The sequence below is a fragment of the Arcicella sp. LKC2W genome (assembly GCF_034931005.1).
Classification (GTDB): Bacteria; Bacteroidota; Bacteroidia; order Cytophagales; family Spirosomataceae; genus Arcicella.
Genome location: NZ_JAYGIN010000010.1, coordinates 123,413 through 148,133, shown reverse-complemented (window position 1 = coordinate 148,133; position 24,721 = coordinate 123,413). Strand labels below are relative to the sequence as shown.

Sequence of the window (24,721 nt, the reverse complement as noted above, 5' to 3'; positions counted from 1 at the left end):
AAGTAACCAACCCATGAAAAACGTTAAAACATTGCTCACTGCGGGGCTAATCTTAGCTTCAGTGGCTTTTATCAATGCTTCAAATTCTTTTGATACTTTTCGTAATGTAGGAACTAACGACGCAAACACGTCAGTTGCCCCTGCGAATAGACCTTCAGCTAATCACTTAGAAAAAAATACAAATGCCAAGTTTATGGCAAAGCAATTGGCAAAATCTGCCTCTGCTAACGCTATTTTGGGCAAAACTTCTGACGTTTTAGAGCGTTATGGGTATCACACATCAGCAAATGGAACTTTTTTTAGTAGCTCAAATGCTGCGGTAGCTGGTTCTCCAACCGAATCTTTCTCTATTATTTCAATGTCACGTTCAGAAAGAGGAGATGTTGTAAGGCTGAAAGTTGAGTCAAATAAAGATTTACAGGTCTATTTCAATACAGAATCAGGCATGGGAGTACCTTTCGAAATCATGAATTTAGGTGATAATGAGGTGTTTATCTCTCCAGGTTATTCACTTCCAAATGGAGACTATACTATCAGATTGAAGACAAAAACAGGAGAAAGAAAGTTGAAGTTGAAAGTAGAACAAAGAGAATTGTTAGGGAAGAAATAAGTATTAGGCGTTTTTTAAACTCGCATAATATTAAAAATATATATTTAGGTTAGGTAATAGTTTGACAAAATGGACGGTCGGGGGGCTGTCGATTATTGTTGTTGTTAGAGAAAAAATCCATCTTACGTTTGTAGGATGGATTTTTTGTTTTTTCTATTTCGCTGTGATTATGCGTAAAAAGATTCTTGACCTAATTTAATCACTAAAAGAGCATAAAATACTGCTCTGTATTTGTTACGATTTGATGCTCCTAATTGTTCAATAACGCTGTCAATAGCAGCATCTAACTCAGGACCATCGGCTAAACCTAACTTTCCGATAAGGAAATTATTCTTTACACGTGCAATTTCCTCTGAGTCAGAAGAAGATACTTTTGATGAGTCTGCATTGTAAATAGAAGGGCCTAAACCTTTAGCGACTGCTGTAAGTAGGTCGGCATCAATAGTGATACCTAAATCTTTGAGAGACTCTTGGTAGGTCTCAATTGCTTCATCGAACTTGCTCATTTGATGTTATTTTAAATTAAATTGGTAAAAGACTGTTATTGAATATGAAAATGTTTTTTCAAACACGTCCGAAATAACAAATTATTGTTTGAATCACCAAATTTAGGGACTGAAATTAAACGGAGATTAAGCAAACGGCAGTTAGAGTGCCTTTTTTGGCTAAATCAATGATATTGATTTGAATAATGCTTTAGTTACTCATGTTTCACAATTGCCTGAAAACCTTTGTTTTTGAGTGTTTGAGCAACATTTTGAGCTTCTTCTTTTTCAAAATGCCCCGCACTAACTGCATTCATTGAAGATTTTGAAAAAATATATGCGTCAGCATATCCTAAGTCTTTCAATTTTTTAATTTCACGGTTAGCGTTTGCCTTCTGTCCAAACATTCCTGTGATGACCAAATACTCTTTTTCTTTATTTGATTTAGTGGTAACTGGCTTTGTTTCAGTAGATTGTGGTGTGGGAGCTGATAAGTCGATAGTATCATTTACCCAACCTTGCGTTGAATCTAAAGCAGTAATATTCGTGATAGTAACAGTATCAACAGGAGTTTGAGCTAAAAAGTTAGGGTCTTTGAGTGGATTTCCTTTTTCACGAATAAAAATCTCAGCTACCAACATTCCAAGTCCTAAGAAAATGAATGAAAACAATACAAACAACAGATTTTTAAGCCAATTTTTCATAAGATAGGGTTATAAATTCATGCGAATTTATCATTTCTATTCATATAACGATACGACCACTCGTAAAAACTTCATAAAAAAGGATATTGTGGAGTAAACTAATTCGTAATTTTAACGTTATTTTCCAAAGAACAATGTTATAATTGATAAGAGTAAGAGCAAATTTATCCATTTTACCCTTTTCTTTCTCTAATTTTAATTTCAAAGACCATGTTTAAGTTCATAATAATACTCGCTGTTATCTTCTATATATTGCCTAAATTGATAAAATGGGCATTAAAAGGCTTCATTGTGACCCAAGTTAATAAGGCTCAACAGGATATGCGGCATCAACAAAAAGCGTACCAAACTCAACAAAAGCGTGAGGGAGAGATAGATATTGATTTTGTTCCGAAAAAAAACGGAAAAAAATCAGAAAATTTTGGGGGTGGAGAATATGTAGATTACGAAGAAGTGAAATAGTTTTTAAAATATAACACTGCCCTTTTAATGTTCAATACCTAAAATCAATAAATGAAAAGAGATGATGCCCTTTGGAAAGGACTTATTGAAGACCTTTCCGATGATTTTTTGAAATTCTTTTTCCCGAATGCTGAAGAAGTTTTTGATTTTAACCGTAAAATCTCTTTTTTAGATAAAGAATTAGAGCAAATTTTTCCGAATAATCCTGACGAATTTAGCCCTAAATATGTAGATAAATTAATAAAGGTCTATCGCAAATCAGGGAAAGATGAATGGGTTTTGGTACATATTGAAGTACAAGGAAGCACAGATAAAGTATTTGAAAAGCGGATGTTTCAATATTACTACCGTATTTTGGATAAATATGACCGAGATGTTACCAGTCTGGCGATTTTGACCGATAAAAATAAATCCTTTCATCCAAGTACGTATAAAAAAGAATTTATTGGTTCTTCTGTTGAATTCAAATTCAATGTTTACAAAGTGTTGGATGCTGATGAAAAAGAACTTGAAATGAGTGATAATCCTTTTGCATCAGTCATGTTAGTAGTTTTGATAGCATTGAAGAAAGGTAAGATTTCTGAAAAGTCTTTGTTTGATTTGAAAATGCAATTGCTTAGAAAACTCTACGCAAAAAAATTTTCAAAGGAAAGAATAACTGCACTTCTACGCTTTTTAAAACTATATGTACGATTTGAAAGTAAAGAATTAATTGATAAATTTGATATAGAATTAGATAAAATCACAAACCGACCGAACACCATGGGCTTAAAAGAATTTGTATTAGATAGAGAAAGACGAATGGCGAGAAAAGAAGGAAGAGAAACTGGACTAAAAGAAGGAAGAGAAGAAGGAAGAGAAACTGGACTACAAGAAGGCAGAGAAGAAGGGATGAGCATCAAAGAAAAAGAAGAGAAAACTAAGTTTACTGTAAATCTTCTAACTCAAACTGATTTTTCAGATGAAAAGATAGCATTATTAGTAGGAATAGACATTGAATTTGTGAAAGAAACAAGAGCTTTATTATCTTAAAAAAATCCGTTTAGATACTTTCTAAACGGATTTTTGTATTTTACTCATTTCCCTTTGCCACCTCTCTATTTTCAGTTTTATCCAATAGTTTAGCAGTTTTTACCAATCTCAAAAACTCTGCACGATAGCCTTCTGAATCTTTTCCGATAGCATTTTTAGCTAAATTTTCAATTTGTTCATAAGTTGCAGAACCTTTAAAGTCTGAATTTCTGAGTAATAAACCGAATTCTGCCACAGCAACAGAGAATCTGAAATTTTCAGAAGTTTTATGAATGACATGATTTACGTCTTTCACAACGGTTTCCATTTGAACACTTTGGTCTTCGTTGGGTTGTTTATATCTGATTTTTACCATACAAACCTCATTTGAATTTGTGCCAACAACGGTATTAGTCAATTGTTGATATTTTAATTTATCAGGTAAAAAAGCACTTTCAACGCCCGTAGGAATAATTTCATAAATGGCAGTTACGGTATGTCCAGAACCCATTTCGCCTGCATCTTTTGCATCGTTTTTGAAATCTTCATTTGCCAAAGTACGGTTTTCATAGCCAATCAAACGGTAGGCTTTTACGTATTTTGGATTAAACTCTAACTGTAATTTTACGTCTTTTGCCACCGTAAAAAGTGTACCGCCAAATTCCTTGACGAACACTTTCTCGGCTTCTAATAAATTATCAATATAGGCGTAATTTCCGTTTCCTTTGTCGGATAAAGTTTCCATTTTTGAGTCTTTATAATTACCCATTCCGAAACCTAAAACCGAAAGGAAAATACCTGATTTACGTTTGATTTCGACTAATTTTTCTAAATCAGTATTGCTTGAAACCCCTACATTGAAGTCGCCATCGGTTGCTAAAATTACCCGATTATTTCCGTCTTTTACGAAATTTTCAAAAGCCGTTTTGTAAGCCAACTCAATACCTGCACCGCCAGCAGTTGAACCACCCGCCGACAAATTATCCAAAGCATCTTTGATTTTATTTTTCTCTTTCCCTGAAGTTGGAGGCAGTACTAAACCTGCTGCACCCGCATAAACTACAATGGCAACTTTATCTTTTTCACGCAGTTGGTCAGTTAATAATTTGAATGCTGTTTTTACCAAAGGCAATTTATTGGGGTCAGACATAGAACCTGAAACGTCAATTAAGAAAACCAAGTTTGATGCAGGTAAATTATCAGTCGAAATAGTCTTTGCTTGCAAACCTATATGCAAGATTTTCAAGCCTTTATTCCAAGGAGAATCCGAAACTTCAGTTTCAACATTGATTAGGTCTTTACCTTTCGGTTGTGCATAATTATAGTCGAAATAATTAATCATTTCCTCAATTCTTACGGCATCTTTGGGCGGTAATTGTCCATTCTGCATGATAAAACGACGCACATTTGTGTAAGCCGCTCTGTCCACATCAATTGAAAAAGTAGTTTGCGGGTCTTTGTCGGTAGCTTTGAAACCTATTTCTTTTTCAGCTTTATATTCTTCATTATCAGCAATTGCTTCGGGAACCATGCGTGGAGGCATTGACGGAGCGGGCATTGAATATACATCATAAGAACCCCCAGCTACCATAGCTTTTGCTTTGATTTTTGAGCTTTTTGTATTGGGTTGCATCACTGAAATAGCTCCTGTTATGTCCTGTTTTTTTTGTGTGGCATAACCAACCACAACAACCTCTTCCAAATGTTGGGTATCAGCAATGAGGGTAACATTTATAGTATTAGTAGTACCTATTTTAATTTTTTGGATTAAATAACCAACCATCGAAAACTGTAAAGTGTCATTTTTGTTTACTTTGAGCGTGTATTGTCCTTTAGAATCGCTTGTAGTTCCTAATATTTTATTGGTGGGAATACCTTTTATTATGATTGAAACTCCTGGAATGGACAAACCCGTTTGGTCGGTAATTTTTCCTGTGATAATTTTTTGTTGAGCATTTAACGAAATGCTGAAAATGAGTGCGAGCAATAAAAATAGTTTAGCTTTCATATTTTTGTTTTTAATGTTTTGAATACATGATGCACGTTCTATTTCAATTCCATAAATTTTATTGAAATATTTTTATTCAGTCAAAATATTTATCTTTCGTAGAAATATTGTAGAACAGGTTAAAAACCTGTTCTAAATGTTAGTTATACTCGTCAATGCTCTTTTTCAAGAAAAAACATAAACCTCAATCCGAAACTGACCTCCTAAAAGAGTATCGTCAGACGGGAGATTTGTCTGTTTTAGGAAAATTATATGAGCCACAAATGGAAATGGTTTTTGCCATTGCCATGAAATACTGTAAGGACGAAGACGACGCAAAAGATACCGTCATGCAGATTTTTGAAGAATTAATTCCAAAATTAAAACAGCATGAAGTAGAGAATTTTAAGGCGTGGTTGGGTATGGTAGCACGAAATTTTTGTTTGATGGCTTTGCGAAAGAAGAATTTAGTCGTTGCCGATGGCGAAATTTTTGCCGATGACGATTCCTCCGAAAATCATTTTATGGAATTTTCAACAATTGAGCATCTTAATGATGATTTCGATGTGGAACAGAATCTGACGAAATTAGAAGATTGTCTGAAAACCTTAAATTCAGAGCAGAAACAGGCGGTAGAATTATTTTTTATGCAAGAGAAAACCTATCAAGAAGTTTCACAATTGACTGGTTTTGAGATAAATAAAGTGAAAAGCTATTTGCAAAATGGTAAGCGAAATTTGAAGAATTGTATTGAAAACAAATAAAAACATATCACCCGAAATCATTAAAGCCTACCTCGCAGGCACGCTTTCGCACGCCCAAACGCATGAGTTTGAAAAGGCGATGCTCAATAATGCCGTCTTGCGTGATTTAGTGGAAGGATATGAAATTGCAAAAGAGCAAAAAGTTGATTTTGAAAAAGTAAAAGCTTCATTATCAGGAAGTTTGCAAGAAAGAATACGCAAAGAAGAATCCGAAATTTATCCACTTTGGAAACGTGTTCCTTTATACGCCAGAGCGGCTTCGGTAGTATTGTTTTTAGGACTTGGAATTTATATTTTGACCACTCAAAATAAGGTAAATTCGGAAGAAAAAATCGCTTTTATTTCGCCTCAAAAAGAAGAAAAAATTACTAACGCAAAACCGCAAATATCACCCCCAAATGCGACAGTTTCAGAGGAGAAAATTAAAGCAGAAATGACTGAAATTACTACCGAAAATAAGGTGGCAATTGTTATAAAAAAGGCTAAAAGAAAAGAAATAGTAAGTGGAGATAATGTTGGGGGTTATTCGCAAGGTGTTGTTAGTGAGTCTGTTATGAGTGAAAAAGAAGAGGTGGGGGAAATCCCAAAAGCTACTCCGCCAGTTATTTCTTATGACGCTCCAACTGTGGCGGCTGCTCCGTCTGCGGTAATGAGAAGTGCAGGAGGTACTTATGTCAAAAAAGCCACTTTATCTCCCACCATTGTCAGTGGCGTAGTCTTGGATGAAGATACGCAAAAACCAGTGCCAAATGTGGAGATTTTAGCCAATGAAAAAGTTATTGGAAAAACAGATTCAAATGGGCAATTTAATTTTGAAAAAAGGGAAGCAAAAGATAAGCTAAATTTGGTAGCACCCAATTTTGAAAACACAGAAATAAACCTAAATAATAATCTTGGAAGTGAGCTATTTATTCAACCAAAAGCAGAGTTGATTTTTATTGATTTGAAACGAAATAAAACTTGGAAATATAATCCTTCCGAACATCCAGCTCAGCCGTCGGTAAGTCCTGACGAGTATTTAGAATATTTGCAGAAAAATTTGAGAAAATCAGCACAAGTAATTGATAAACAGGTAGTTGGTGAAGTTGTTGTATCGTTTAAGGTAAATAAAGATGGAAAACTTTCAGATTTTAAAGTGATAAAATCATTAGGTTATGGATGTGATGAAGAAGCGATAAGAGTTATTTTGGAAGGACCAGTGTGGTTACCCAAAATGGTTGCGGGTGAACCTCGAAGACAAAGAGTGATACAGACAATTATTTTTTGAAAAATATAGAGAAATACTAATTTTGAAAAGGAGCAAGATAATTAGATTTGACGATATTTTAAATCTGACTAAAAATAAAAAAAAGAATGTAAGGTTCTGAATTTCAGAAAATTACATTCTTTGATAACGTACTTTTTTTTATGAGAATTAGGCGGATTACGCATCCGTTTAAGTGAATTTCAATAACTGTGCCAAAAAATGAAAATGCTTGAAGTTCTCTTTCGAAAGGTTGTTTTTAGTGCATAAAAATTGCTAAATCCAGAAATGTCAATCTTCAAAAAAAATGATTAATTTCGTAATAGTAAATCATCAACATAAAAAGTAAAATCAATACCGAATAATTGATTTAGAATCATTCCTAAAAAATTCATGAAAAAACTCACAAAAACCATCCTACTTCCACTAATTGCTACTTTACCGTTTGTTTCGTGTAAAACTGTTGCACAATTTAGTCCTGATTCATTGGCTAAAACTATTACCGTAGAAGACCTCAAAAAACATTTAACTTTTATTGCTTCCGACAGCCTAAAAGGACGAGATACAGGTTCTCCTGAACAAAAAGTGGCAGCTCAATATATTTCAAATCAATTTGAGAGTTATGGTTTGAAAGGAGTTGTTGGAACGGAAAAATCACACTTACAATTGGTGGATTTAGTAAAGCGTGGTTGGGGAGATTTTTATGTAAAAGCTAATAATAAAAAATTTAATTATTTGAGTGATTTTATCTCAAACTCTATCGCTCCGTTACCTAAAGAACAAAATTTTGAAATCGTTTTTGTTGGTTATGGCATTGAGGCAAAAGGCTTTAATGATTATGCAAATGCGAATGTAAAAGATAAGATTGTGGTGGTTTTTGAAGGTGAACCACGTTTGGCAGATGGAAATTTTATGATTTCGGGAACGTCTGAAATGTCGAAATGGGGAACTTCTGAATCTTGGAAAGAGAAAATGAATCTTGCCAAAAGTAAAGGAGCAAAAGGGCTTTTTATTATTTCAAAGCAGTCATTGGAAGAATTTGAAAAGACGGTAAAACAACGCCAAACCATGATGAAGCGTTTTGGAAATGCTCGTTTAGGTTTCCGTGAAGTGTCTGACCCACAAGGTTCTGATTTTGCCGTTTTGACCATTGGGCAGAGTATGGCAACAGAATTATTGAAAACTACTACTACGGAATTAGAAGCAGGTAAACAAAAAATTATTGATGCCCAAAAAACAGTTGATAATTTATTTTCCAATCAATCTTTAATCTTAAAAATTGAAAGAACCGCTGATGCCGTTGAAACTTACAACGTTTTGGGATATTTGGAGGGAACAGATAAAAAAGATGAAGTGGTTATCATAACTTCACATTATGACCACGTGGGAATTCAAGATGGAAAAATTTATAACGGAGCAGACGATGATGGTTCGGGAACGGTTTCGGTTTTAGAAATTGCTCAGGCTTTTGGTGAAGCCGCCAAAAATGGCACAAAACCTCGCAGAAGTGTTTTATTTATGACGGTAACAGGTGAAGAAAAAGGACTTTTGGGGTCTGAATATTATGTAAAACACCCCGTTTTTCCCTTAGAAAATACCGTTTGCGACCTTAATATTGATATGGTTGGGCGTACCGATAAAGACCACGAAGGTAAAGGCGATTATATTTATGTAATTGGTTCGGATAAACTTTCTTCGGAATTGCATTCGTCTCTTTTAGAACAAAATAAAGCTCATGGTTCGCCAATGGATTTAGATTTTCAATTCAATGACCCCAATGACCCAAATCGTTTTTATTACCGTTCAGACCACTATAATTTTGCCAAAAATAATATTCCTGTGGCATTTTTCTTTAATGGAGTTCATGACGACTATCACCAACCAACCGACGATGTAGAGAAAATTGAGTTTAGTAAAATGGAAAAACGTGCGAGATTAGTATTTTATTTAGCATGGGACGTTGCCAATCGTGAAAAACGTTTAGCGGTAGATTCAAATAAAAAATAACGGAACGGTATTTATTATCTCGTAAAATTATACCCTGACTAATGTTGGACATTCCAGCATTAGTCTTTTTTATAACAAAACAAAATCATGGCATTAATCTCAAAGAAGAAAGTTCCTTTCAAAATCAACTTACAACTCCGAAAATACCTTACAAAATATGGACGTGAAACCACAATGCCTATTCAATATACAGATTTATTAAGATTTGAAAGTTCAATAAGTCTGTACGACCGTTTTGGAAATGATACGCTTTGGCTAACGGTTTTTTTTCCATATAGCGAGATTGAACACATCTATGAAGGTCTTAAAAAGATTTATGCAGACCTTAAAACAGATGGTGATGAAAAAGTAATAAAACACCTTACCGTTGACCGCATAGATTTGTGTACCTACGGAAATACACAGCCTTTCAGAATCAGAATTGTAAACCGTGTAAATGACAACTTCGACTATTTTTACATTAAACGTGCCGATAGTTCAAGGGTTTATGGCATGGAATTGGAACATTTATTATCGCCTAACAGAATCAGTTATATGACCTACCAAAACTCGCTGGTAGAAGAACATATTGCTGGAATTCCTGGTGACCAATTTTTTAAAACCTATTTAAACGACCCCAAAATCAATCAAATTCGTTTGGCAAAAGAGTTTGTAAAATTCAATGAAAGATGCTTCGTATTACTTTTGGGAGATATGCACTCTTCTAATTTTGTGGTAGATATTACACCTGATTTTGAGGAAGATTATTACCGAATCCGTGCCATAGATTTTGACCAACAATCTTACGAAGGCAAACGAACGGTTTATCAACCTCAGTATTTCAAACAAAACAATCCACTGATAGAATTAGGAATGAAACACATGACTCCTGAGTCGGTGAAGCAATACCAAATAGAGGAACGTTCATTGATTTCTAAGCGACTAAAAGTAGAAACACAACGAGTTTATGAATTGATGTCGGTCATGGCAAAAGACGATATTTCTACCGAAGAAAATACCAATCAATTGAAAAAGGAACTTGCCAAATATTATAAGTCAGATAAATTTTTGAAGTGTAAAACAATGGGTGAAATCGTATGGGCGAGCTTAGAACAAGTTATGATACATTAGTTTATTAACATATAGTCATAAGTTTTAAATGACAAGGCAATAAGAAATACTGAAAAGGTGTATTCTTGGTTAAAATAGAGTTGTTGATTTGTTTTTCATTATTTAAGTATCTCATTTTCAGTGCATTGGATAATTTTTGAGCAACTTTTGAAAATCTAATTAAACAGTTTCTGTAACAAAGCCAATACATTACGATATCCATTATTAATTCAAAACTATGACTCGCTACGAATTTCTCAAATCATTAGGTTTTTCAGGTGCGGCTTTGATGGCCGCCTTAACATCTTGCACTAAGGCAGAAGATGCTGTGTTGGATGCTCCAAGAATTGATGTAGGTGCTACCACTGTCACCACGCCAACAGTACCCGTTACACCCGTAACTGGAACATCAGAATTGGATAAAATTACCAATCCTTTAGTGAAAGTTGATATTTCTTCAACCTCAACATCAAAGCTCAAAACGGTGGGAGGATACGTGATTTCTAATAATATTGTGGTAGCTCAAGTAAGTGCAGGAACATTTGCAGCAGTGACAAATTTGTGCAGCCATGAGCCAAAACGTAAAGTTATTTTTAGTCAAGGAGAATTTTATTGTACAGACCACGGTGCAAGATTTGACCTTACAGGAAAAGGACTTAATGCCAACGGAAGTAAAGGAATTACAGCTTACAAAGTCGCAACAGATGGAAAATTAGTTGTGGTTTATTCATAGAAAACATAGCGAAAAGCGAACGTATCAATCGTATCTAACATTCGTTTATTTTCGCAAATCGCTTACCATAACACTAAAACTCCTTTATTAAGTCATGAAATTATTGAGCATCGTATTTTTTCTTTCTCTATCTTTTTTATCGCCAATAGAATGGACGACTGATTTTGCCAAAGCCAAAACAGAAGCCAATAGTCAGCACAAATATATTTTGTTGAATTTTTCGGGTTCAGATTGGTGCGGGCCTTGTATAAAACTAAAAAAAGAAGTGTTGGATTCTCCCGAATTCTTACAATATGCTGACAATAAATTGGTATTAGTGAGAGCTGATTTTCCAAGAAACAAGAAAAATCGTCTTTCGCCCGAACTTACCAAACACAACGAAGCACTCGCCGAAAAATACAATAATCAAGGTAAATTTCCTTATACCGTTTTGATTGATGCCGATGGTAAAATCGTCAAATCTTGGGAAGGTTATACCGCCAATATGACGATAGCAAATTTGAAAGTTGAAATCGAACAATTGGTGAAATTGAAGTAATGACACAAATATTTTCGAGAGTTCAAAAACTGATGGGTAATCGGTTTGAATTAAGTGTTGTTTCCGAAAATGAAAATTGGGCAAATGAAAGAATTGATTCAGCCATTGCCGAAATCAGTCGGATAGAACAATTATTAACCACCTTCAAACCCGATAGCCAAACCAATAAAATCAATGAAAATGCAGGAATTGCTCCCGTAAAAGTTGATAATGAAGTTTTTGAACTTATCCAACGCTCGCTCCGTATTTCAGCCCTCACACAAGGTGCATTTGACATTACCTATGGCTCAATTGACAAGAGCCTCTGGAATTTTGATGCTAAAATGATAGCTCTTCCTGAGAGAGAAATTGCCTTAAAGATGGTTGAATTGATTGATTATCAGAAGGTTATTTTAAATAAGGATGATTCGTCTGTTTTCTTACAGGAAAAAGGAATGAGAATAGGTTTTGGAGGAATTGGGAAAGGTTACGCTGCCGAAATGGCTAAAAGATTGATGATTCAAGAAGGCGTAAAAAGCGGAATTGTGAATGCTTCGGGAGATTTAACAACGTGGGGACTTCAGCCCGATGGCAAGCAATGGACTATCGGTATTGCCGACCCCAATCATAAAAACCGACCATTTTCATATCTCAATATCAGTAATATGGCAGTTGCGACTTCTGGAGATTACGAAAAATTTGTAATGATAGACGGAAAACGATACTCGCACACCATCAATCCTCAGACGGGTTTGCCAGTAACAGGCATCAAAAGTGTAACTATTATTGCTCCCAATGCCGAAATTGCCGATGCACTCGCCACACCCGTAACGGTTATGGGCATAAAAGTTGGCTTAGACCTTATCAATCAAATTAAAGGAATTGCCTGTGTAATTATTGATGACCACGATAAAATGTTCACCAGCAAAAATATTAATATCCGATAGATGAAATTTAAGTAATTGGTTATTCGTGATTGGAAAATGGTAAGATGTTTATTACCAGTCAGTTATATTCAGCAATGCTTTCTATTGATAAATACACTACAAATTTACCAATAACTAATAACCAATTACCAAACCCTGCGTGCCAATCAAAAATCAAAAAATATGAAATCGAAACTCTTTAAACAATCGCTTTTTTTTGCTTTAGGCGTATTGGGATTGTCTTCATGTGTGAGCGTGAAGGAATACCAAAAAAGTAGAATTAATGATTCTGAAATGGAATTATCCGCCCGAAAAGCAGAAAAATTTGAAACCAGTTTTTACCTATATCGAGAAGGTGCAGCAGGTGGAAATGGTGGCAAAAGTGGAGGAGGATGTGGGTGTAATTAAGATGTAGGGCTTAGTTTATAGGTGAATTGGTTAGTTAAATTGTACTCATATTAGTGTTAACTATTGCAACAAAATGCTTTACTAAAACGAAACGTTTAAAATTCTATGTTTTCTATCCTACCTCAATGGTAATAAAATAAACCATGTAGAGAAAATAGAACACATAGATTTACAGGGATTGTGAAATCATTAATTGGGTACAATATAACTAACCAGTTCATATAGGGTTTAGAATTTGGTAAAATAAATCTTCCTGTGCGACCCTAATTCCTAAAACCTATCCATTATCAATTAAACAGAATCAAATGAAAAAAATAATAATAACTGCTGGATTATTAGTGAGTATGTTATTCAGAACTTCCGCACAAAGTAGTTCTGGAGAAGAAAATGCTTACGAAAAACGAAAACTAAAAATTGATGAAATCAATCTTGTGTCAAGTTACTATCAACAAGATGGGAACAATTCTGCCGTAACGGGTGGAATTGGTACAGAACAATTGACTGATTATGCTAATTCATTTGACTTGAAAATGTCAACTTATGACAAAAAAAATCGTCAGCATAATATTACTGTTGATTTGAACTTAGATTATTACACCTCAGCATCTTCGGATAATGTTGACCCACGCTCAATTTCGGGAGCTTCAGCGGCAGACCTTCATATTTATCCATCCATTGCATGGAGTATGAAAGACCCCAATACTCGTATAACCAAAGGTTTGGCATATTCATTTTCAAAAGAATTTGACTATCAATCACATGGTTTTACAGCAAGTTGGGCAAAAGCATCAAAAGATAATAACCGAGAGTTTAGTATAAAAGCAAGTGCCTTTTTTGATAAAGCAACTATTATTTTACCCACCGAACTCAGAACATCAACTAATTCATCGGGTAGGAGTGGAACGGGTGGAACAAAACCCCGAAATTCTTATGCACTGGCATTGTCATTGTCGCAGGTGATTAATGAGCGTTTACAACTCATGTTAGTGGCAGAGCCATCATATCAAGAAGGGTTTTTGAGTACCTCATTTCACCGAGTATATTTTACGGATAATACCATGACGGCTGAAAAATTACCTGGCACTCGTTTTAAATTGCCAATTGCCCTAAGAGCCAGTTATTTTCTGGGTGATAATGTAGTATTGAAAGGCTTTTACCGATATTATATGGATAATTGGGGCATGACTGCCCACACCGTAAATATGGAAGGTTCATATAAATTAACGCCATTTGTTTCATTAACGCCATTTTATCGTTTTAGTAAGCAAACTGCCGTGAAATATTTTGCCGCTTATGGAAAACACGCTCCCGCTGAAACATATTATACCAGCGACTACGATATTTCTGGAATGACTACCAACTTTTTAGGAACAGGAGTTCGTTTAGCCCCTGTAAATGGTGTTTTGGGCATCAAACATTGGGCAAGTGTAGAACTTCGATATGGACATTATACACGTTCAACAGGTATGGTTGCCAATATCGTGACCTTGCACATGAAGATGAAATAATATATAGAAATAGAGATTAGGGTATTCCTAACAAATAAGTAAAAAGAGGGGAGAATTTAATCATTCTTCCCTCTTTTGTAATAGGGGTAAAATTAAATTAGATTGTCATAAAGATGAAATATCAGAGAGGAATTGTATTTTTGCGGAAAGCATATAGCTTCACCTCTTTACATGATACAAATTCAAGATTCAGATATTTTATTGGCTATCCGTCAGGGTAATGAACGTGTTTTTGAAACAATTTTCAAAAAACATTATCAAACCCTGTGCAATTATGCCTGTGGTATTTTGAAAGATATGGATGATGCCGAGGAGGTTGTCCAAAGTATTTTTCTGAAATTTTGGGAACAAAGAGAAGAAATTGAAATAAATGTTTCGCTAAAATCATACTTGTATCGTGCCGTCCATAATACTTGTTTGAATAGGTTAAAGCATTTGAAAATTCAAGAAACTTACCGTCAATATGTAGGCGATTATTTAGAAAATACACATGATTCTGCAACAGATATTTTGGATAAAGTAGAATTAGAAAGTAGAATTGCGAATGCTCTTGAAAAACTTCCAGAACAATGCCGACTGATTTTTAAAATGAGTCGCTTTGAGGAATTAAAGTATCAGGAAATTGCCGACCGTTTAGGACTTTCTATCAAAACAGTAGAAAATCAAATAGGAAAAGCATTGAAAATTATGCGTACAGAATTGTCGGATTATCTGCCAATTCTGTTATTTATGATGATGTTTTTTTAATACATCGCAGGTACAAATAAAAAATAAACATGAACCAAGACCAGACCATAGACGACTTATTGGCAAAATATCTTGCCGACGAGACTGATGCTCACGAATCTGATACGATTAGCGAGTGGATAATTGCGTCTGAGGACAATCAAAAGACTTTTGACCATTCTAAATTAATTTGGGATGGCGTAAAGGGTGTTCAGCATCAACAAAAAGTTGATGTGGATGCGGCTTGGAAGAAATTGAATATTACGAAAAAAGAGAAGATTGAAGTAGTTGATTTATCAGAAAGAAGACCCCTTAAAAAACTCAATTGGGTGACTAATTTCTTGAAAATTGCAGCCGTTTTTGTACTTTTATTTGGACTTTGGTATGTTGCGGCTAAACAATTTGCTACACCCAAAAATGATGTTTTAACCTTCCAATCTGGCAATCAATCAGTTGAACGAGTTTTACCTGATGGTACAAAAATTATTTTGAGCAAAAACTCAACGGTAACTTATCCTGTAAAATTTGAAGGTGAAAATAGAGAAGTCAATTTAATAGGAGAGGGCTTTTTTGATGTACACCATGATAATGCTCATCCATTTATTATTCACACGCAAGGAACGGATGTGAAAGTTTTAGGGACTTCTTTTAATGTACGAGCTTATAATGCACAAGTTCAGGTAGTTGTGAAAACGGGGCGAGTGCAGTTTTCAAAAAATAATAGTCATGTTATCTTAGAGAAAGGTCAAAAAGCAGAGGTTTTGGCTAATGTCAATACCATTGTCAAATCGGAAGATTTAGACAGAAATACTGATGTACAGGCAAATGCTAAATCTTTTATTTTTGAGAAAAAATCATTGGCAGAGGTTACCGAAATCTTATCGCAAAAATATGATATACAAATTATTATAAGCCAAGACAAAATTAAAAATTGTAAGTTAACCGCTTCATTCGAGCATGAGAATTTAGAGAATATCATTACAGTAATTGCGGAGACTTTTAATCTGAAAATTCAATATCAAGATGATCGTATTATTTTGAGTGGAGAAGGTTGTGAGTAATAAATACGTAACACAGGAATCCTTCCTGTGAATTGAACTGTTCTAAAATCATGGAAAGAGCTTCCGTGAAACTGTATCCAAGACCTAATTGCCAATAACGCTAACTCAGACGGGGTTTCCTGTTTCAATTTCCTACTATTTACATGAAACGCTACTCCTTCAAATATTTATTTTTATTTGCCCAATTCTTTTGTATAAAGTTTTTCACTTTTGCTCAAACTCCCATCCTTGAGCGTTCCATAAGTTTAAAAGTCAATAATGTAAGTGTTTCAAATGTTTTGGACATGATTGCGAAACAAGGTGATTTCTCTTTTTCCTATAATTCAGAAATCATTGAGGTTAATGATAGAATTGATTTAACGATTACCAATAAACCAGTTCGGGAGGTTTTAAGTCGAATTTTTAAGGGAACACTCAATTATAAAGCTCGTGGGCAGTATCTCATTCTACAAAAAAATGAACAAACAGAGAAAGCAAAAACCTTTGTTTTGACTGGTTATGTACTCGACGACCAAAGCGATAAACCGTTGCGGAAAGTTACAGTCTATGACAGAAAAAGTTTATCGTCGAGTATCACAAATCAATATGGTTTTTATCGGATTAAACTGTATCAGAATCAGTTGCCGATTAGATTAACCATCTCTTGTCCCAATTACGAGCAAGAAAGTATCTTGATAAAATCTTCTCAAAACTCCTATCAAGATATTCGTTTACAGCCTATTAAACGAGAAACACATTTCAATCCACCCATTGAAGATAATTCAATTGAGAAGATGGATTCCTATAAAAATCTTAAACCCAAGCATGAGGAGTCCTCATTAATTTTACCTGTTTCCCCAAATGCTTTCCCCGATATTACCGACGAAAGTATATTTCCAACCTCCCCAATTTTTGATTCAACTCTTTATGAAAGCCGATGGGATATGTTCAAAAAGCGTTTAGGAAAAGTTCTCGTGAGCCGTTCTCAGCGAATAAATGCCCAAAATATTAAAGATTCCTTAAGCCGAAACTATCAATTTTCGGTTTTGCCATTTTTAGGCACTAACCGTTTACTTTCTGGAAGTATTAAGAATGATTATTCTATAAATCTTTTGATGGGTTATGCGGGTGGAGTACGGAAATTAGAGGTAGGAGGTTTAATAAATGGTATCCGTAATGATGTACAGGGCGTTCAGTTGGCAGGTTTAGCCAATATTGCTGGTGGAACTCTTTCGGGCTTACAAAGTAGTAGTTTACTCAATATTGCAGGACATAATGAGTCAGGTGTACAATTATCAGCAGGTTTAAATACCGTCATAAAAGAGTCGAGTGGTTGGCAAATTGCCCCTATAAATTTTGCTCATCGAGTATTGAAAGGAGGAAAGCAAATTGGTTTGATAAATATCTGTGATTCAACGGATACCACTCCAATTGGTTTTTTGAGTTTTGTTGGAAACGGAACAGGCTACAAACGGTTGGAATTAGCAATTGATGAAAATGAAACCGCTACATTTACTTTTAAGACAGGTGTTAAAAAGTTTTACAATATTTTAGCTCTTCATTATAATTTTTTAAGACCCAGAGAAATATTTGGATTGGGTTATGGCATGGGTAGAGCCTACGAATTGGGGCGTGCATGGATGTTTAATACTGATTTAACTGCCAATATTTTGGTAGAATATGATGATTTAAGTCCAAATGTTGCAGCCCTTTGGAAATTTGATATGATGTTTGAAAAACAAATAGCTCAGAACGTTGCCATAACCTTAGGCCCATCTATTAAATACCTCATTATCAACCAATATAATTCAGCCAATTGGCAAGCCCAACCTTTTAATAGAATTCCTGCTTTTGAGCCACTTGCCGCAACTGAAAAATCATCTTTCTGGATAGGTTTTCAAATGGGAATACGCATACGTTCAAGATGATTTGTTAGGATAAATGTTTGAAAATGTGCAAATTGAAAAAATAAATTACAATTACTTTAACGCTGATACTAAAACTACATTTCTGCTCAATTATATGAAATCCAAATTAATATTTTTCATCATTTTCACTTTTTGTCGGCAGGTTTACGCTCAATCTTTAGCGGAGGAACAACTCAAAATTGAGCAAAAAATTATTAGGTCATGGGTTAAATATCGGATAGATGCCAAAGATGGAAGTCAATTGCAAGATGAAAATGTTGCCAGAAAAACAGCTTCTATGATTATTTTTAAGAAAGGCGGAGGTAGTGTTGTTATTTTTGGGAGTAAGGCAATTCAAGCACGATATGCCATATCAAGTAATATCATTGTGATTGATGGGACTCGTTATGCCATTGAAAAACTAACTGATTATGAGCTCGCTTTTAGTGAAATTAATGAAAATAAGCTTGAAAATGAGTTGATTAGGTATCAATATATGGTAACTACCGAAAGCTCAGGAGAATATTTTTACCGACAATTCATCAAGCCATTCGTCCGAACTTTGGTTAATGGAGATACTGCGTATGCTTTCAATGAGCATATTTTTCCTACTTTTAAGAATGAGACACAAGGTTATCTTGTCCCACTTGAAAACTTTGATGATACTTATGAGGCTTCCTACAATTTTATTGAAAAACATTTTGCCTTTCCTGCCAAAAAGAAAGGCAACTTTAGCGTATCTTTTTCCGTAGGTAAAAAAGGAGAAGTAAAAGATGCCGTTGTAAAAGTGAGTAGTGATTCAAGTTATAATGAACGGTTAATACAAGCGGTTTATCAAACACAAAAGAACTGGAAACCAGCAGAATACAATAACAAAAAAGTAGAAATATTATTCAATTATGTTTTTAGGTATGATGCCGAAGGAGAGACAATTGATAATTTTGACACAGAGGTTTTCCTTATCAAGAAAGAGCGAGCCAATCGTTTTTTTGAAAAAAAAGAATACATCAAAGCCATAAAACTTTATACAGAGTGTATTCTAATGCAAGATGAAGATATTGAGCCGCTTTTCAAACGTGCAGAAAGTTATTTTGCCTTAAAAGTCAATAAAAATGCGTGTTTAGATTGGAGCTATTTAGCCCAAAAAGGACAAAAAAAAGCTGAAAAATTATTCATGGATAATTGCATGAAATAAAAAACGCAATGAAATATCACCATACTTACCAAAAAGACAAACATGAAAAAAAGCCTACTAACACTCCTTTCGCTTGGAATTTTGGCTAATGCTCAGGCACAAATACGTCGCCCTTTGGGCCCGCCAGTCAATTCTCCGCAGTTCAATGAGTACGCACCATCAATTAGTGCCAATAACAAAACAATGATTTTTGAGACGGATAGAGCGGGAGAGGGGAAGTGGGAATTATATTACACCACCAAAAATGAAAAAAATAAATGGACTCCACCCAAACCCATTGTCAATATTAACAAAGTAGCCAGCGAAAATGATTTAATTGGTGGGCCTTCTATTAGTTACGACGGTAAAACACTCTTCTTCTTTTCATCTTTTGACGGTGGTCAGGGTGATATGGATATCTATCATTCCAATTGGGATGGCACAGATTGGTCTGCTCCCAAACCTGTTGGGAACAATATCAATACCAAAGCTTATGAAGGTTTTCCATCGGTTGCGGCAGATGGAAAAACTTTATATTTTATCCGTGATAATTTCTCAAAACGTAAGGATAAAGCACTTTGTTACACCATTTGGTCTTCCAAAAAACAAGAAGATGGCACTTGGGGCGTAGCCGAGAAATTACCTGCTCCCATCAACGGAGATTGTGAAAAATCACCCCGCATCATGGCGGATAATCGTACCCTGATTTTCAGTTCAGTTCGGAAAGATGGCGTTGGCGGTTTTGACCTTTATCAATCTTTTCAAGAGGATGATGGTACATGGGCGACTCCCGTAAATTTGGAGTACATTAATACCGAAGAAGATGACCAATTTGCGTCGGTTTCTGCCGCAGGTGATTTGATGTATTATTACACCGCAGGTGATATTTATACGGTAACAATTCCAGACAAATACCGAAAATATAAATTAGTAACGGTGGATGGAAAAGTAATTGATGCCATTACAAAACAGCCAATTGCTACAAAAATTACCTCAAAAAGTAATAATGCAAAAGAAAAAGCTATTTCAACGATTGTTGATGCAAATGGTTTATTTTCAATGATTTATCGGGTTGGAAGTAAGTACGAATTGAGTACAATACCATTGAATGATTATTTTCCGTATAAAGGCTCAATGGATATGTCAACGGCTAAAGAAACTGATAATATTGAGAAAAATATTGAGCTAATACCAAAGAAAATTCCTTATCAATTTCAATTATTGGACAAAGAAACCAAAGCCATTTTGAAAGACCCCAAAGTGAAAGTAATGGACGTGGAGACGAAGCAATTGTTGGAAGTGAAAGTTGAAAAGGACATTGCAACGGTGACAGTAGAAATAGGGAAACAATATAAATTTGCGGCAAATGCTTTAGGTTATGCCTTTTTCTCTCGTGCTTTCAGGCCAGATACTGCTGATGTTTTTAAAGACCGCTTGAAAAAAGTACCATTGGCGATTCTGAAAAAAGATGCCGTTGTTCAATTACAAGATATTACTTTTGAAACGGGCAAAGCAGAGTTAAAACCAGAATCAAACGAAGAGTTAGACCGCTTGGTAAGTTTATTAGAAGGAAATCAGACAATTAAAGTTGAAATTTCTGCCCATACCGATGATGTTGGAAACGATGATTCTAACTTGAAATTATCCGAAAAAAGAGCCAAAACCGTAGTTGATTATTTAACGACCAAAGGAATTAAAGTTGATAGAATGACTGCCAAAGGTTACGGCGAAACACAACCATTAGTACCTAACGATACCGACGAGAACAAAGCGAAAAATAGACGTGTGCAGTTTAAGATAAATTAAGTAACGCAGACTTTAGTCTGCATATAAATCAAACAGACTAAAGTCTGAGTTACATAAAAAAATCCCCATAACATTTTGCTATGGGGATTTTTTTGTAACTCAAAAAAAAATATCTCTTAGTTTTTTCAATCTTTAGTTTGTTTCATTTCCAAACAGACTAAAGTCTGTGTTACATAAAAAATTATTTCTTAACTTTTTCAATGATAATCACGTCTTCAACATCTGCTAAAATACGTCCGCAGTGTTCACAAACGATGATTCTTTTCTTGTCTTTAATATCTGCCTGACGTTGTGGTGGAACTGCACTAAAACAACCTCCACAAGCACCACGTTTTACCAAAACTACGGCTAATCCATTTGGATAGTTACCACGTAATTTGTCGTAAGGACGCAATAAACGCTCTTCAACGTGTTTTGCTGCTTTATCACGGTCTTTGTTTAATTTCTGCTCGTCGTCTTCACTTTCAGCAATTAAAACATCTAATTCTTTCTTTTTAGCGTCAAGGTCTTTTTTACGAGTATTCAAACGTGTTTCAGTTTCAGAAACATCGTCTTTCTTGTTCAAAATCTTGAATTCAAACTCACGAGTACGTTTGTCTGCCAATTCCATTTCAAGTTGTTGCAATTCAATTTCTTTCGAGATTGCATCATACTCACGGTTATTGCGGACATTCATTTGTTGGTCTTTGTACTTATTTACCAACTTCTCAGCATCTTTTTTAGCGTTACGGTTTTTTGAAATTTCCTCATCTAAAGCAGCAATTTCTTTGTTGAATTTACTGATACGAGTTTCAATCCCTGCTACTTCATCTTCTAAATCACGTACTTCTTCTGGCAAATCGCCACGCATTTTCTTGATAGCATCTAAAGATGAATCTATATTTTGAAGCTTCAATAGGGCTTCTAACTTCTGAGCAATGGTTGTTTCGGTTGCTACTGCTGCCATTTGGTTGTATTTGGTTTATATTCAGTGAGTTGTGAACGGTCCGCCGTAGCGGTTATGAATTGTATTTGGGTTTAAAATAGGTTGCTTAATTTACAAAATGAACAACGTATGCCTTTACAAATACAATTTACTAAATCACTAATCACAAATTTCTAAAATAACGGACAGGATTGGTATTGACCTGACTTTTGAGAACCGCAAAATTACTAAATTTTTCAGATAAATACCTAACAATTAAGTCCTTTGTGTAAACTTCTGATTCATAATGTCCAATATCGCAGATGATGATTTGATTATCAGCATCAAAAAACTCGTGATATTTGTAATCAGCAGTGATGAAAACGTCTGCACCTTGCCTGATAGCATCACCTAATAAAAAGCCCCCTGCACCACCACAGACCGCAATTTTCTTGATTTCTCGACCTCTCAAAGGCGTATGTCGGAGGGTTTGTAAGTTCATTTTTTCTGCCAAATAATTTAAAAAATCTTTTTCTGATAAACTATTTGATAATGTGCCAATTACGCCCGAACCAACCTCTTGATTCTCGTTTTCTAAGAGACTCAAATAATAGGCAACTTCTTCGTAAGGATGTGCTGATTTTAAGGCTCTTAATATTTGGCTTTCAAGGTGCGAATCAAAAATAACTTCTAAGCGATTTTCTCGTACTTCTTCGGGTTTATGGAGCGTTCCAATGTGCGGATTGGCTTCTCCCGTAGGCGTGAATGCACCTGTACCTTCTACCCGAAAACTACAATTTTTATATTCGCCAATTTGTCCTGCTCCCGCCGAATGTAAGGCATCCAAAACCGTTTGCGAGTTTTCGATGGGAACAAAAACGACTAATTTCTTCAAAATCTGTTTTTGAGGAGATAGAATTTTAGGTCTTTCTAAACCCAATTTCTCCGCAATCATATAATTTACGCCTCCTTTCACGCTGTCGAGATTAGTATGCGTAGCATAAATAGCAATGTCGTTTTTAATGGCGAGCATCACGGCACGTTCTACGTAATTTTTGCCATTAAACCGTTTCAAGCCTTTAAAAACGATGGGATGATGAGCCACGATAAGGTTACAATTACGTGCGATAGCTTCTTCAATAATTTCTTCGGTGCAATCAAGCGTAGCCAACACGCCCGTAACTTCTGTTTGTGGATAACCCACAATTAACCCTGCATTGTCGTAACTGGCTTGGTATGAAAGCGGTGCGAGTTGCTCCAAATAATTAGTAATATCTTTGATGGTCATTCTTTCGGTATTCATTAAAACAAAACGTCTCGAATTTAGAGAAAAAATCGAGACGTTTTGTGATTATTTTAAATTCGAGTAGAATAATTAGTTCATTGTGTGATGTTTCACTTCCAACATTTCAAAAAGCCTTTGAATCTGTTGAAGATGTTTTGTATTTTGAGCTTTTAATTCCTTTATCTCCTCTCTCAACTCTGTAATGACAATTTTGGATAAATTTAATTCTTCTTCTGATGTATCTTGTTTATAATTTACCTCTTTGATTTGTTTGAAATTATTACCAATCAACACCATGTTTCCTTCATGTTTTAGTATGTCCTCTGGTTTAATTCCAAGGCTTTTAATGAGTTTTTCAACCTGTTCTGCATTTAACTCTTTGTCTTCGTTCTCCATTCTGCTTAATGTTGATTGTGAAACTTGCATAACAGGTGCTAATATTTCCTGTTTTACATTTAATAATTTTCTAAAATTTCTAATGGTGATTCTTTTTTCAAAGGTAGGGGTTTGAATTGTTTTTTTCATTATAAACTGTTATTTAAGGTTTAAGTGTCAATATTTGAGTATAAGATGTAAAAATTAGTGTTGTGATATTTGCAAAAGTAATTATATCGAAGTGGAAATAAAGTTTTTCTGATGAATATTTTATTCATCAATTTGGATAAAATATCTGTTTTTTATGCAAATTATTCATGATTGATGAGAGAAATTTGATGCAGAAATACACAGAATAAACTCGCTCAAAAATGAAAAAATCTACTATTTTAACATTTCTATTTTTTTTGTCACTACAAGCATTTTTTTCTTGTCGTTCAGAGGATATTTCTCCACATAGTGTTTTAAAACCAATTGAAATATCTGGCATTAAGCAAAAGCTAATACAGACGAAAAATACCGTAGGTGAAAATTGTATTCTACTAAAAAATACTAATTCAATTCGTCGATTTTTTGCACACATAGACAGTTTATCAGTCCCTAAACCAGTTACCACTGATGTTTGGATTAGACCTCGGTCAAAACAAAATTTGGTTGTTAAGGGTGTTTTTTCGATGCCAATGACTGAAAAGGTTGTCAATATGACATTTGATGAAGTTGGAAGTATCTCTGACTTGAATTATGATCATGAGACATCTATTACTTTTTCTTATGATTTTACAAATGGCTATTTAGAAATAATCAAATGGGGAGTTGTTGGCGTTCCTGTGAATGAAGATTTACTGACATCCTATGTTTACTTTGAAACTCCAATACGTATTTTAAATATCAATCTTGTAACTGGGTGGTTTCGAGAACGATTATTCCAGATAGAAGCGAACTTAGAAACAGAAGGACATGGGAATTTAGAATTGTTCTATTTGACAACAGGTCCTGCAATAAAAAACGCTAAGGCTCAATAAAAAATAAAAATTCGACTTTAAATTTTGA

The 24,721-nt window shown here is 34.8% G+C and carries 24 protein-coding genes; 18 read left to right on the top strand and 6 right to left on the bottom strand.

The window, feature by feature from the left end; translation table 11 throughout:
* Positions 1-13: 13 nt before the first annotated feature.
* Positions 14-610, top strand: a complete 597-nt coding sequence (locus VB796_RS09655) for a hypothetical protein (protein ID WP_323346318.1) — start codon at positions 14-16, stop codon at positions 608-610.
* Between the two features lie 167 nt (positions 611-777).
* Here VB796_RS09655 and VB796_RS09650 read toward each other — a convergent pair whose 3' ends face one another.
* A complete protein-coding gene (locus VB796_RS09650; protein WP_323346317.1) occupies positions 778-1,116 on the bottom strand; it encodes a DUF2853 family protein in 339 nt (112 codons plus the stop codon).
* A 194-nt stretch (positions 1,117-1,310) separates the two neighbouring features.
* Entirely contained in the window at positions 1,311-1,799 is a 489-nt protein-coding gene (locus VB796_RS09645) for an SPOR domain-containing protein (protein WP_323346316.1), read from the bottom strand.
* 210 nt (positions 1,800-2,009) lie between these two features.
* Between VB796_RS09645 and VB796_RS09640 the strand changes: the two genes are divergently transcribed.
* Together VB796_RS09640 and VB796_RS09635 are read left to right on the top strand one after the other, a co-directional pair.
* Positions 2,010-2,261 carry a DUF4834 family protein gene (locus tag VB796_RS09640; protein ID WP_323346315.1) on the top strand — a complete coding sequence of 84 codons (252 nt, stop codon included), beginning with the start codon at positions 2,010-2,012 and terminating at the stop codon, positions 2,259-2,261.
* A 51-nt stretch (positions 2,262-2,312) separates the two neighbouring features.
* Positions 2,313-3,293: a hypothetical protein gene (locus VB796_RS09635; protein WP_323346314.1), complete on the top strand. Its 981-nt coding sequence runs from the start codon at positions 2,313-2,315 to the stop codon at positions 3,291-3,293.
* Between the two features lie 40 nt (positions 3,294-3,333).
* On the opposite strand, the gene VB796_RS09630 is transcribed toward VB796_RS09635, so the two are convergent.
* Positions 3,334-5,280 (bottom strand): vWA domain-containing protein, encoded by a 1,947-nt coding sequence (locus VB796_RS09630; protein WP_323346313.1) that lies wholly within the window; start codon positions 5,278-5,280, stop codon positions 3,334-3,336.
* A gap of 155 nt (positions 5,281-5,435) precedes the next feature.
* Here VB796_RS09630 and VB796_RS09625 point away from each other — a divergent pair, with 155 nt between their 5' ends.
* The 14 genes from VB796_RS09625 (at position 5,436) to VB796_RS09560 (ending at position 21,107) form a co-directional block, all read left to right on the top strand.
* Positions 5,436-6,023: a sigma-70 family RNA polymerase sigma factor gene (locus VB796_RS09625; RefSeq protein WP_323346312.1), complete on the top strand. Its 588-nt coding sequence runs from the start codon at positions 5,436-5,438 to the stop codon at positions 6,021-6,023.
* Positions 6,010-7,290, top strand: coding sequence for an energy transducer TonB (locus VB796_RS09620; RefSeq protein WP_323346311.1), 1,281 nt, complete (start codon positions 6,010-6,012; stop codon positions 7,288-7,290). The genes VB796_RS09625 and VB796_RS09620 overlap by 14 nt, the downstream gene beginning before the upstream one ends.
* Positions 7,291-7,659: 369 nt before the next feature.
* Positions 7,660-9,273, top strand: coding sequence for a M28 family peptidase (locus VB796_RS09615; RefSeq protein WP_323346310.1), 1,614 nt, complete (start codon positions 7,660-7,662; stop codon positions 9,271-9,273).
* Between the two features lie 87 nt (positions 9,274-9,360).
* The gene (locus VB796_RS09610; RefSeq protein WP_323346309.1) at positions 9,361-10,383 is read left to right on the top strand and encodes a hypothetical protein; all 1,023 of its coding nucleotides are present in this window, start codon (positions 9,361-9,363) and stop codon (positions 10,381-10,383) included.
* A gap of 217 nt (positions 10,384-10,600) precedes the next feature.
* A complete protein-coding gene (locus VB796_RS09605) occupies positions 10,601-11,095 on the top strand; it encodes a Rieske (2Fe-2S) protein (RefSeq protein ID WP_323346308.1) in 495 nt (164 codons plus the stop codon).
* Positions 11,096-11,189: 94 nt separating this feature from the next.
* Positions 11,190-11,633, top strand: coding sequence for a thioredoxin family protein (locus VB796_RS09600; protein ID WP_323346307.1), 444 nt, complete (start codon positions 11,190-11,192; stop codon positions 11,631-11,633).
* Positions 11,633-12,559, top strand: a complete 927-nt coding sequence (locus tag VB796_RS09595; protein WP_323346306.1) for an FAD:protein FMN transferase — start codon at positions 11,633-11,635, stop codon at positions 12,557-12,559. The genes VB796_RS09600 and VB796_RS09595 overlap by 1 nt, the downstream gene beginning before the upstream one ends.
* 162 nt (positions 12,560-12,721) lie before the next feature.
* The gene (locus VB796_RS09590) at positions 12,722-12,946 is read left to right on the top strand and encodes a DUF4266 domain-containing protein (RefSeq protein WP_323346305.1); all 225 of its coding nucleotides are present in this window, start codon (positions 12,722-12,724) and stop codon (positions 12,944-12,946) included.
* Positions 12,947-13,251: 305 nt separating this feature from the next.
* Positions 13,252-14,454, top strand: coding sequence for a DUF3570 domain-containing protein (locus VB796_RS09585; RefSeq protein WP_323346304.1), 1,203 nt, complete (start codon positions 13,252-13,254; stop codon positions 14,452-14,454).
* A gap of 171 nt (positions 14,455-14,625) precedes the next feature.
* Entirely contained in the window at positions 14,626-15,201 is a 576-nt protein-coding gene (locus tag VB796_RS09580; RefSeq protein WP_323346303.1) for an RNA polymerase sigma-70 factor, read from the top strand.
* A gap of 29 nt (positions 15,202-15,230) precedes the next feature.
* Positions 15,231-16,241: a FecR family protein gene (locus VB796_RS09575; RefSeq protein WP_323346302.1), complete on the top strand. Its 1,011-nt coding sequence runs from the start codon at positions 15,231-15,233 to the stop codon at positions 16,239-16,241.
* Between the two features lie 143 nt (positions 16,242-16,384).
* Positions 16,385-18,148 (top strand): STN and carboxypeptidase regulatory-like domain-containing protein, encoded by a 1,764-nt coding sequence (locus VB796_RS09570; RefSeq protein ID WP_323346301.1) that lies wholly within the window; start codon positions 16,385-16,387, stop codon positions 18,146-18,148.
* Positions 18,149-18,242: 94 nt separating this feature from the next.
* Positions 18,243-19,322, top strand: coding sequence for a hypothetical protein (locus VB796_RS09565; RefSeq protein ID WP_323346300.1), 1,080 nt, complete (start codon positions 18,243-18,245; stop codon positions 19,320-19,322).
* 42 nt (positions 19,323-19,364) lie between these two features.
* Complete coding sequence (locus VB796_RS09560; RefSeq protein WP_323346299.1) at positions 19,365-21,107, top strand: OmpA family protein; 1,743 nt, start codon at positions 19,365-19,367, stop codon at positions 21,105-21,107.
* Positions 21,108-21,288: 181 nt separating this feature from the next.
* Here VB796_RS09560 and VB796_RS09555 read toward each other — a convergent pair whose 3' ends face one another.
* From VB796_RS09555 to VB796_RS09545, 3 genes are all read right to left on the bottom strand, one after another.
* Entirely contained in the window at positions 21,289-22,053 is a 765-nt protein-coding gene (locus VB796_RS09555; protein WP_323346298.1) for a zinc ribbon domain-containing protein, read from the bottom strand.
* Positions 22,054-22,195: 142 nt separating this feature from the next.
* Complete coding sequence (locus VB796_RS09550) at positions 22,196-23,314, bottom strand: Nif3-like dinuclear metal center hexameric protein (RefSeq protein ID WP_416233522.1); 1,119 nt, start codon at positions 23,312-23,314, stop codon at positions 22,196-22,198.
* 72 nt (positions 23,315-23,386) lie between these two features.
* Positions 23,387-23,821, bottom strand: a complete 435-nt coding sequence (locus tag VB796_RS09545) for a helix-turn-helix transcriptional regulator (protein ID WP_323346297.1) — start codon at positions 23,819-23,821, stop codon at positions 23,387-23,389.
* Between the two features lie 221 nt (positions 23,822-24,042).
* Between VB796_RS09545 and VB796_RS09540 the strand changes: the two genes are divergently transcribed.
* Positions 24,043-24,693 (top strand): hypothetical protein, encoded by a 651-nt coding sequence (locus tag VB796_RS09540; RefSeq protein ID WP_323346296.1) that lies wholly within the window; start codon positions 24,043-24,045, stop codon positions 24,691-24,693.
* The last annotated feature ends 28 nt before the right edge of the window (positions 24,694-24,721 follow it).

Excerpts from the sequence above, each read along its gene's own strand:
- VB796_RS09565 (WP_323346300.1), top strand. The coding sequence starts at position 18,243 with ATGAAATCCAAATTAATATTTTTCATCATTTTCACTTTTTGTCGGCAG.
- VB796_RS09655 (WP_323346318.1), top strand. The coding sequence starts at position 14 with ATGAAAAACGTTAAAACATTGCTCACTGCGGGGCTAATCTTAGCTTCA.
- VB796_RS09635 (WP_323346314.1), top strand. The coding sequence starts at position 2,313 with ATGAAAAGAGATGATGCCCTTTGGAAAGGACTTATTGAAGACCTTTCC.
- VB796_RS09560 (WP_323346299.1), top strand. The coding sequence starts at position 19,365 with ATGAAAAAAAGCCTACTAACACTCCTTTCGCTTGGAATTTTGGCTAAT.
- VB796_RS09600 (WP_323346307.1), top strand. The coding sequence starts at position 11,190 with ATGAAATTATTGAGCATCGTATTTTTTCTTTCTCTATCTTTTTTATCG.
- VB796_RS09625 (WP_323346312.1), top strand. The coding sequence starts at position 5,436 with ATGCTCTTTTTCAAGAAAAAACATAAACCTCAATCCGAAACTGACCTC.
- VB796_RS09545 (WP_323346297.1), bottom strand. The coding sequence starts at position 23,821 with ATGAAAAAAACAATTCAAACCCCTACCTTTGAAAAAAGAATCACCATT.
- VB796_RS09590 (WP_323346305.1), top strand. The coding sequence starts at position 12,722 with ATGAAATCGAAACTCTTTAAACAATCGCTTTTTTTTGCTTTAGGCGTA.
- VB796_RS09610 (WP_323346309.1), top strand. The coding sequence starts at position 9,361 with ATGGCATTAATCTCAAAGAAGAAAGTTCCTTTCAAAATCAACTTACAA.
- VB796_RS09595 (WP_323346306.1), top strand. The coding sequence starts at position 11,633 with ATGACACAAATATTTTCGAGAGTTCAAAAACTGATGGGTAATCGGTTT.
- VB796_RS09650 (WP_323346317.1), bottom strand. The coding sequence starts at position 1,116 with ATGAGCAAGTTCGATGAAGCAATTGAGACCTACCAAGAGTCTCTCAAA.
- VB796_RS09570 (WP_323346301.1), top strand. The coding sequence starts at position 16,385 with ATGAAACGCTACTCCTTCAAATATTTATTTTTATTTGCCCAATTCTTT.
- VB796_RS09575 (WP_323346302.1), top strand. The coding sequence starts at position 15,231 with ATGAACCAAGACCAGACCATAGACGACTTATTGGCAAAATATCTTGCC.
- VB796_RS09630 (WP_323346313.1), bottom strand. The coding sequence starts at position 5,280 with ATGAAAGCTAAACTATTTTTATTGCTCGCACTCATTTTCAGCATTTCG.
- VB796_RS09585 (WP_323346304.1), top strand. The coding sequence starts at position 13,252 with ATGAAAAAAATAATAATAACTGCTGGATTATTAGTGAGTATGTTATTC.
- VB796_RS09645 (WP_323346316.1), bottom strand. The coding sequence starts at position 1,799 with ATGAAAAATTGGCTTAAAAATCTGTTGTTTGTATTGTTTTCATTCATT.
- VB796_RS09540 (WP_323346296.1), top strand. The coding sequence starts at position 24,043 with ATGAAAAAATCTACTATTTTAACATTTCTATTTTTTTTGTCACTACAA.
- VB796_RS09580 (WP_323346303.1), top strand. The coding sequence starts at position 14,626 with ATGATACAAATTCAAGATTCAGATATTTTATTGGCTATCCGTCAGGGT.
- VB796_RS09615 (WP_323346310.1), top strand. The coding sequence starts at position 7,660 with ATGAAAAAACTCACAAAAACCATCCTACTTCCACTAATTGCTACTTTA.
- VB796_RS09640 (WP_323346315.1), top strand. The coding sequence starts at position 2,010 with ATGTTTAAGTTCATAATAATACTCGCTGTTATCTTCTATATATTGCCT.
- VB796_RS09605 (WP_323346308.1), top strand. The coding sequence starts at position 10,601 with ATGACTCGCTACGAATTTCTCAAATCATTAGGTTTTTCAGGTGCGGCT.
- VB796_RS09550 (WP_416233522.1), bottom strand. The coding sequence starts at position 23,314 with ATGAATACCGAAAGAATGACCATCAAAGATATTACTAATTATTTGGAG.
- VB796_RS09555 (WP_323346298.1), bottom strand. The coding sequence starts at position 22,053 with ATGGCAGCAGTAGCAACCGAAACAACCATTGCTCAGAAGTTAGAAGCC.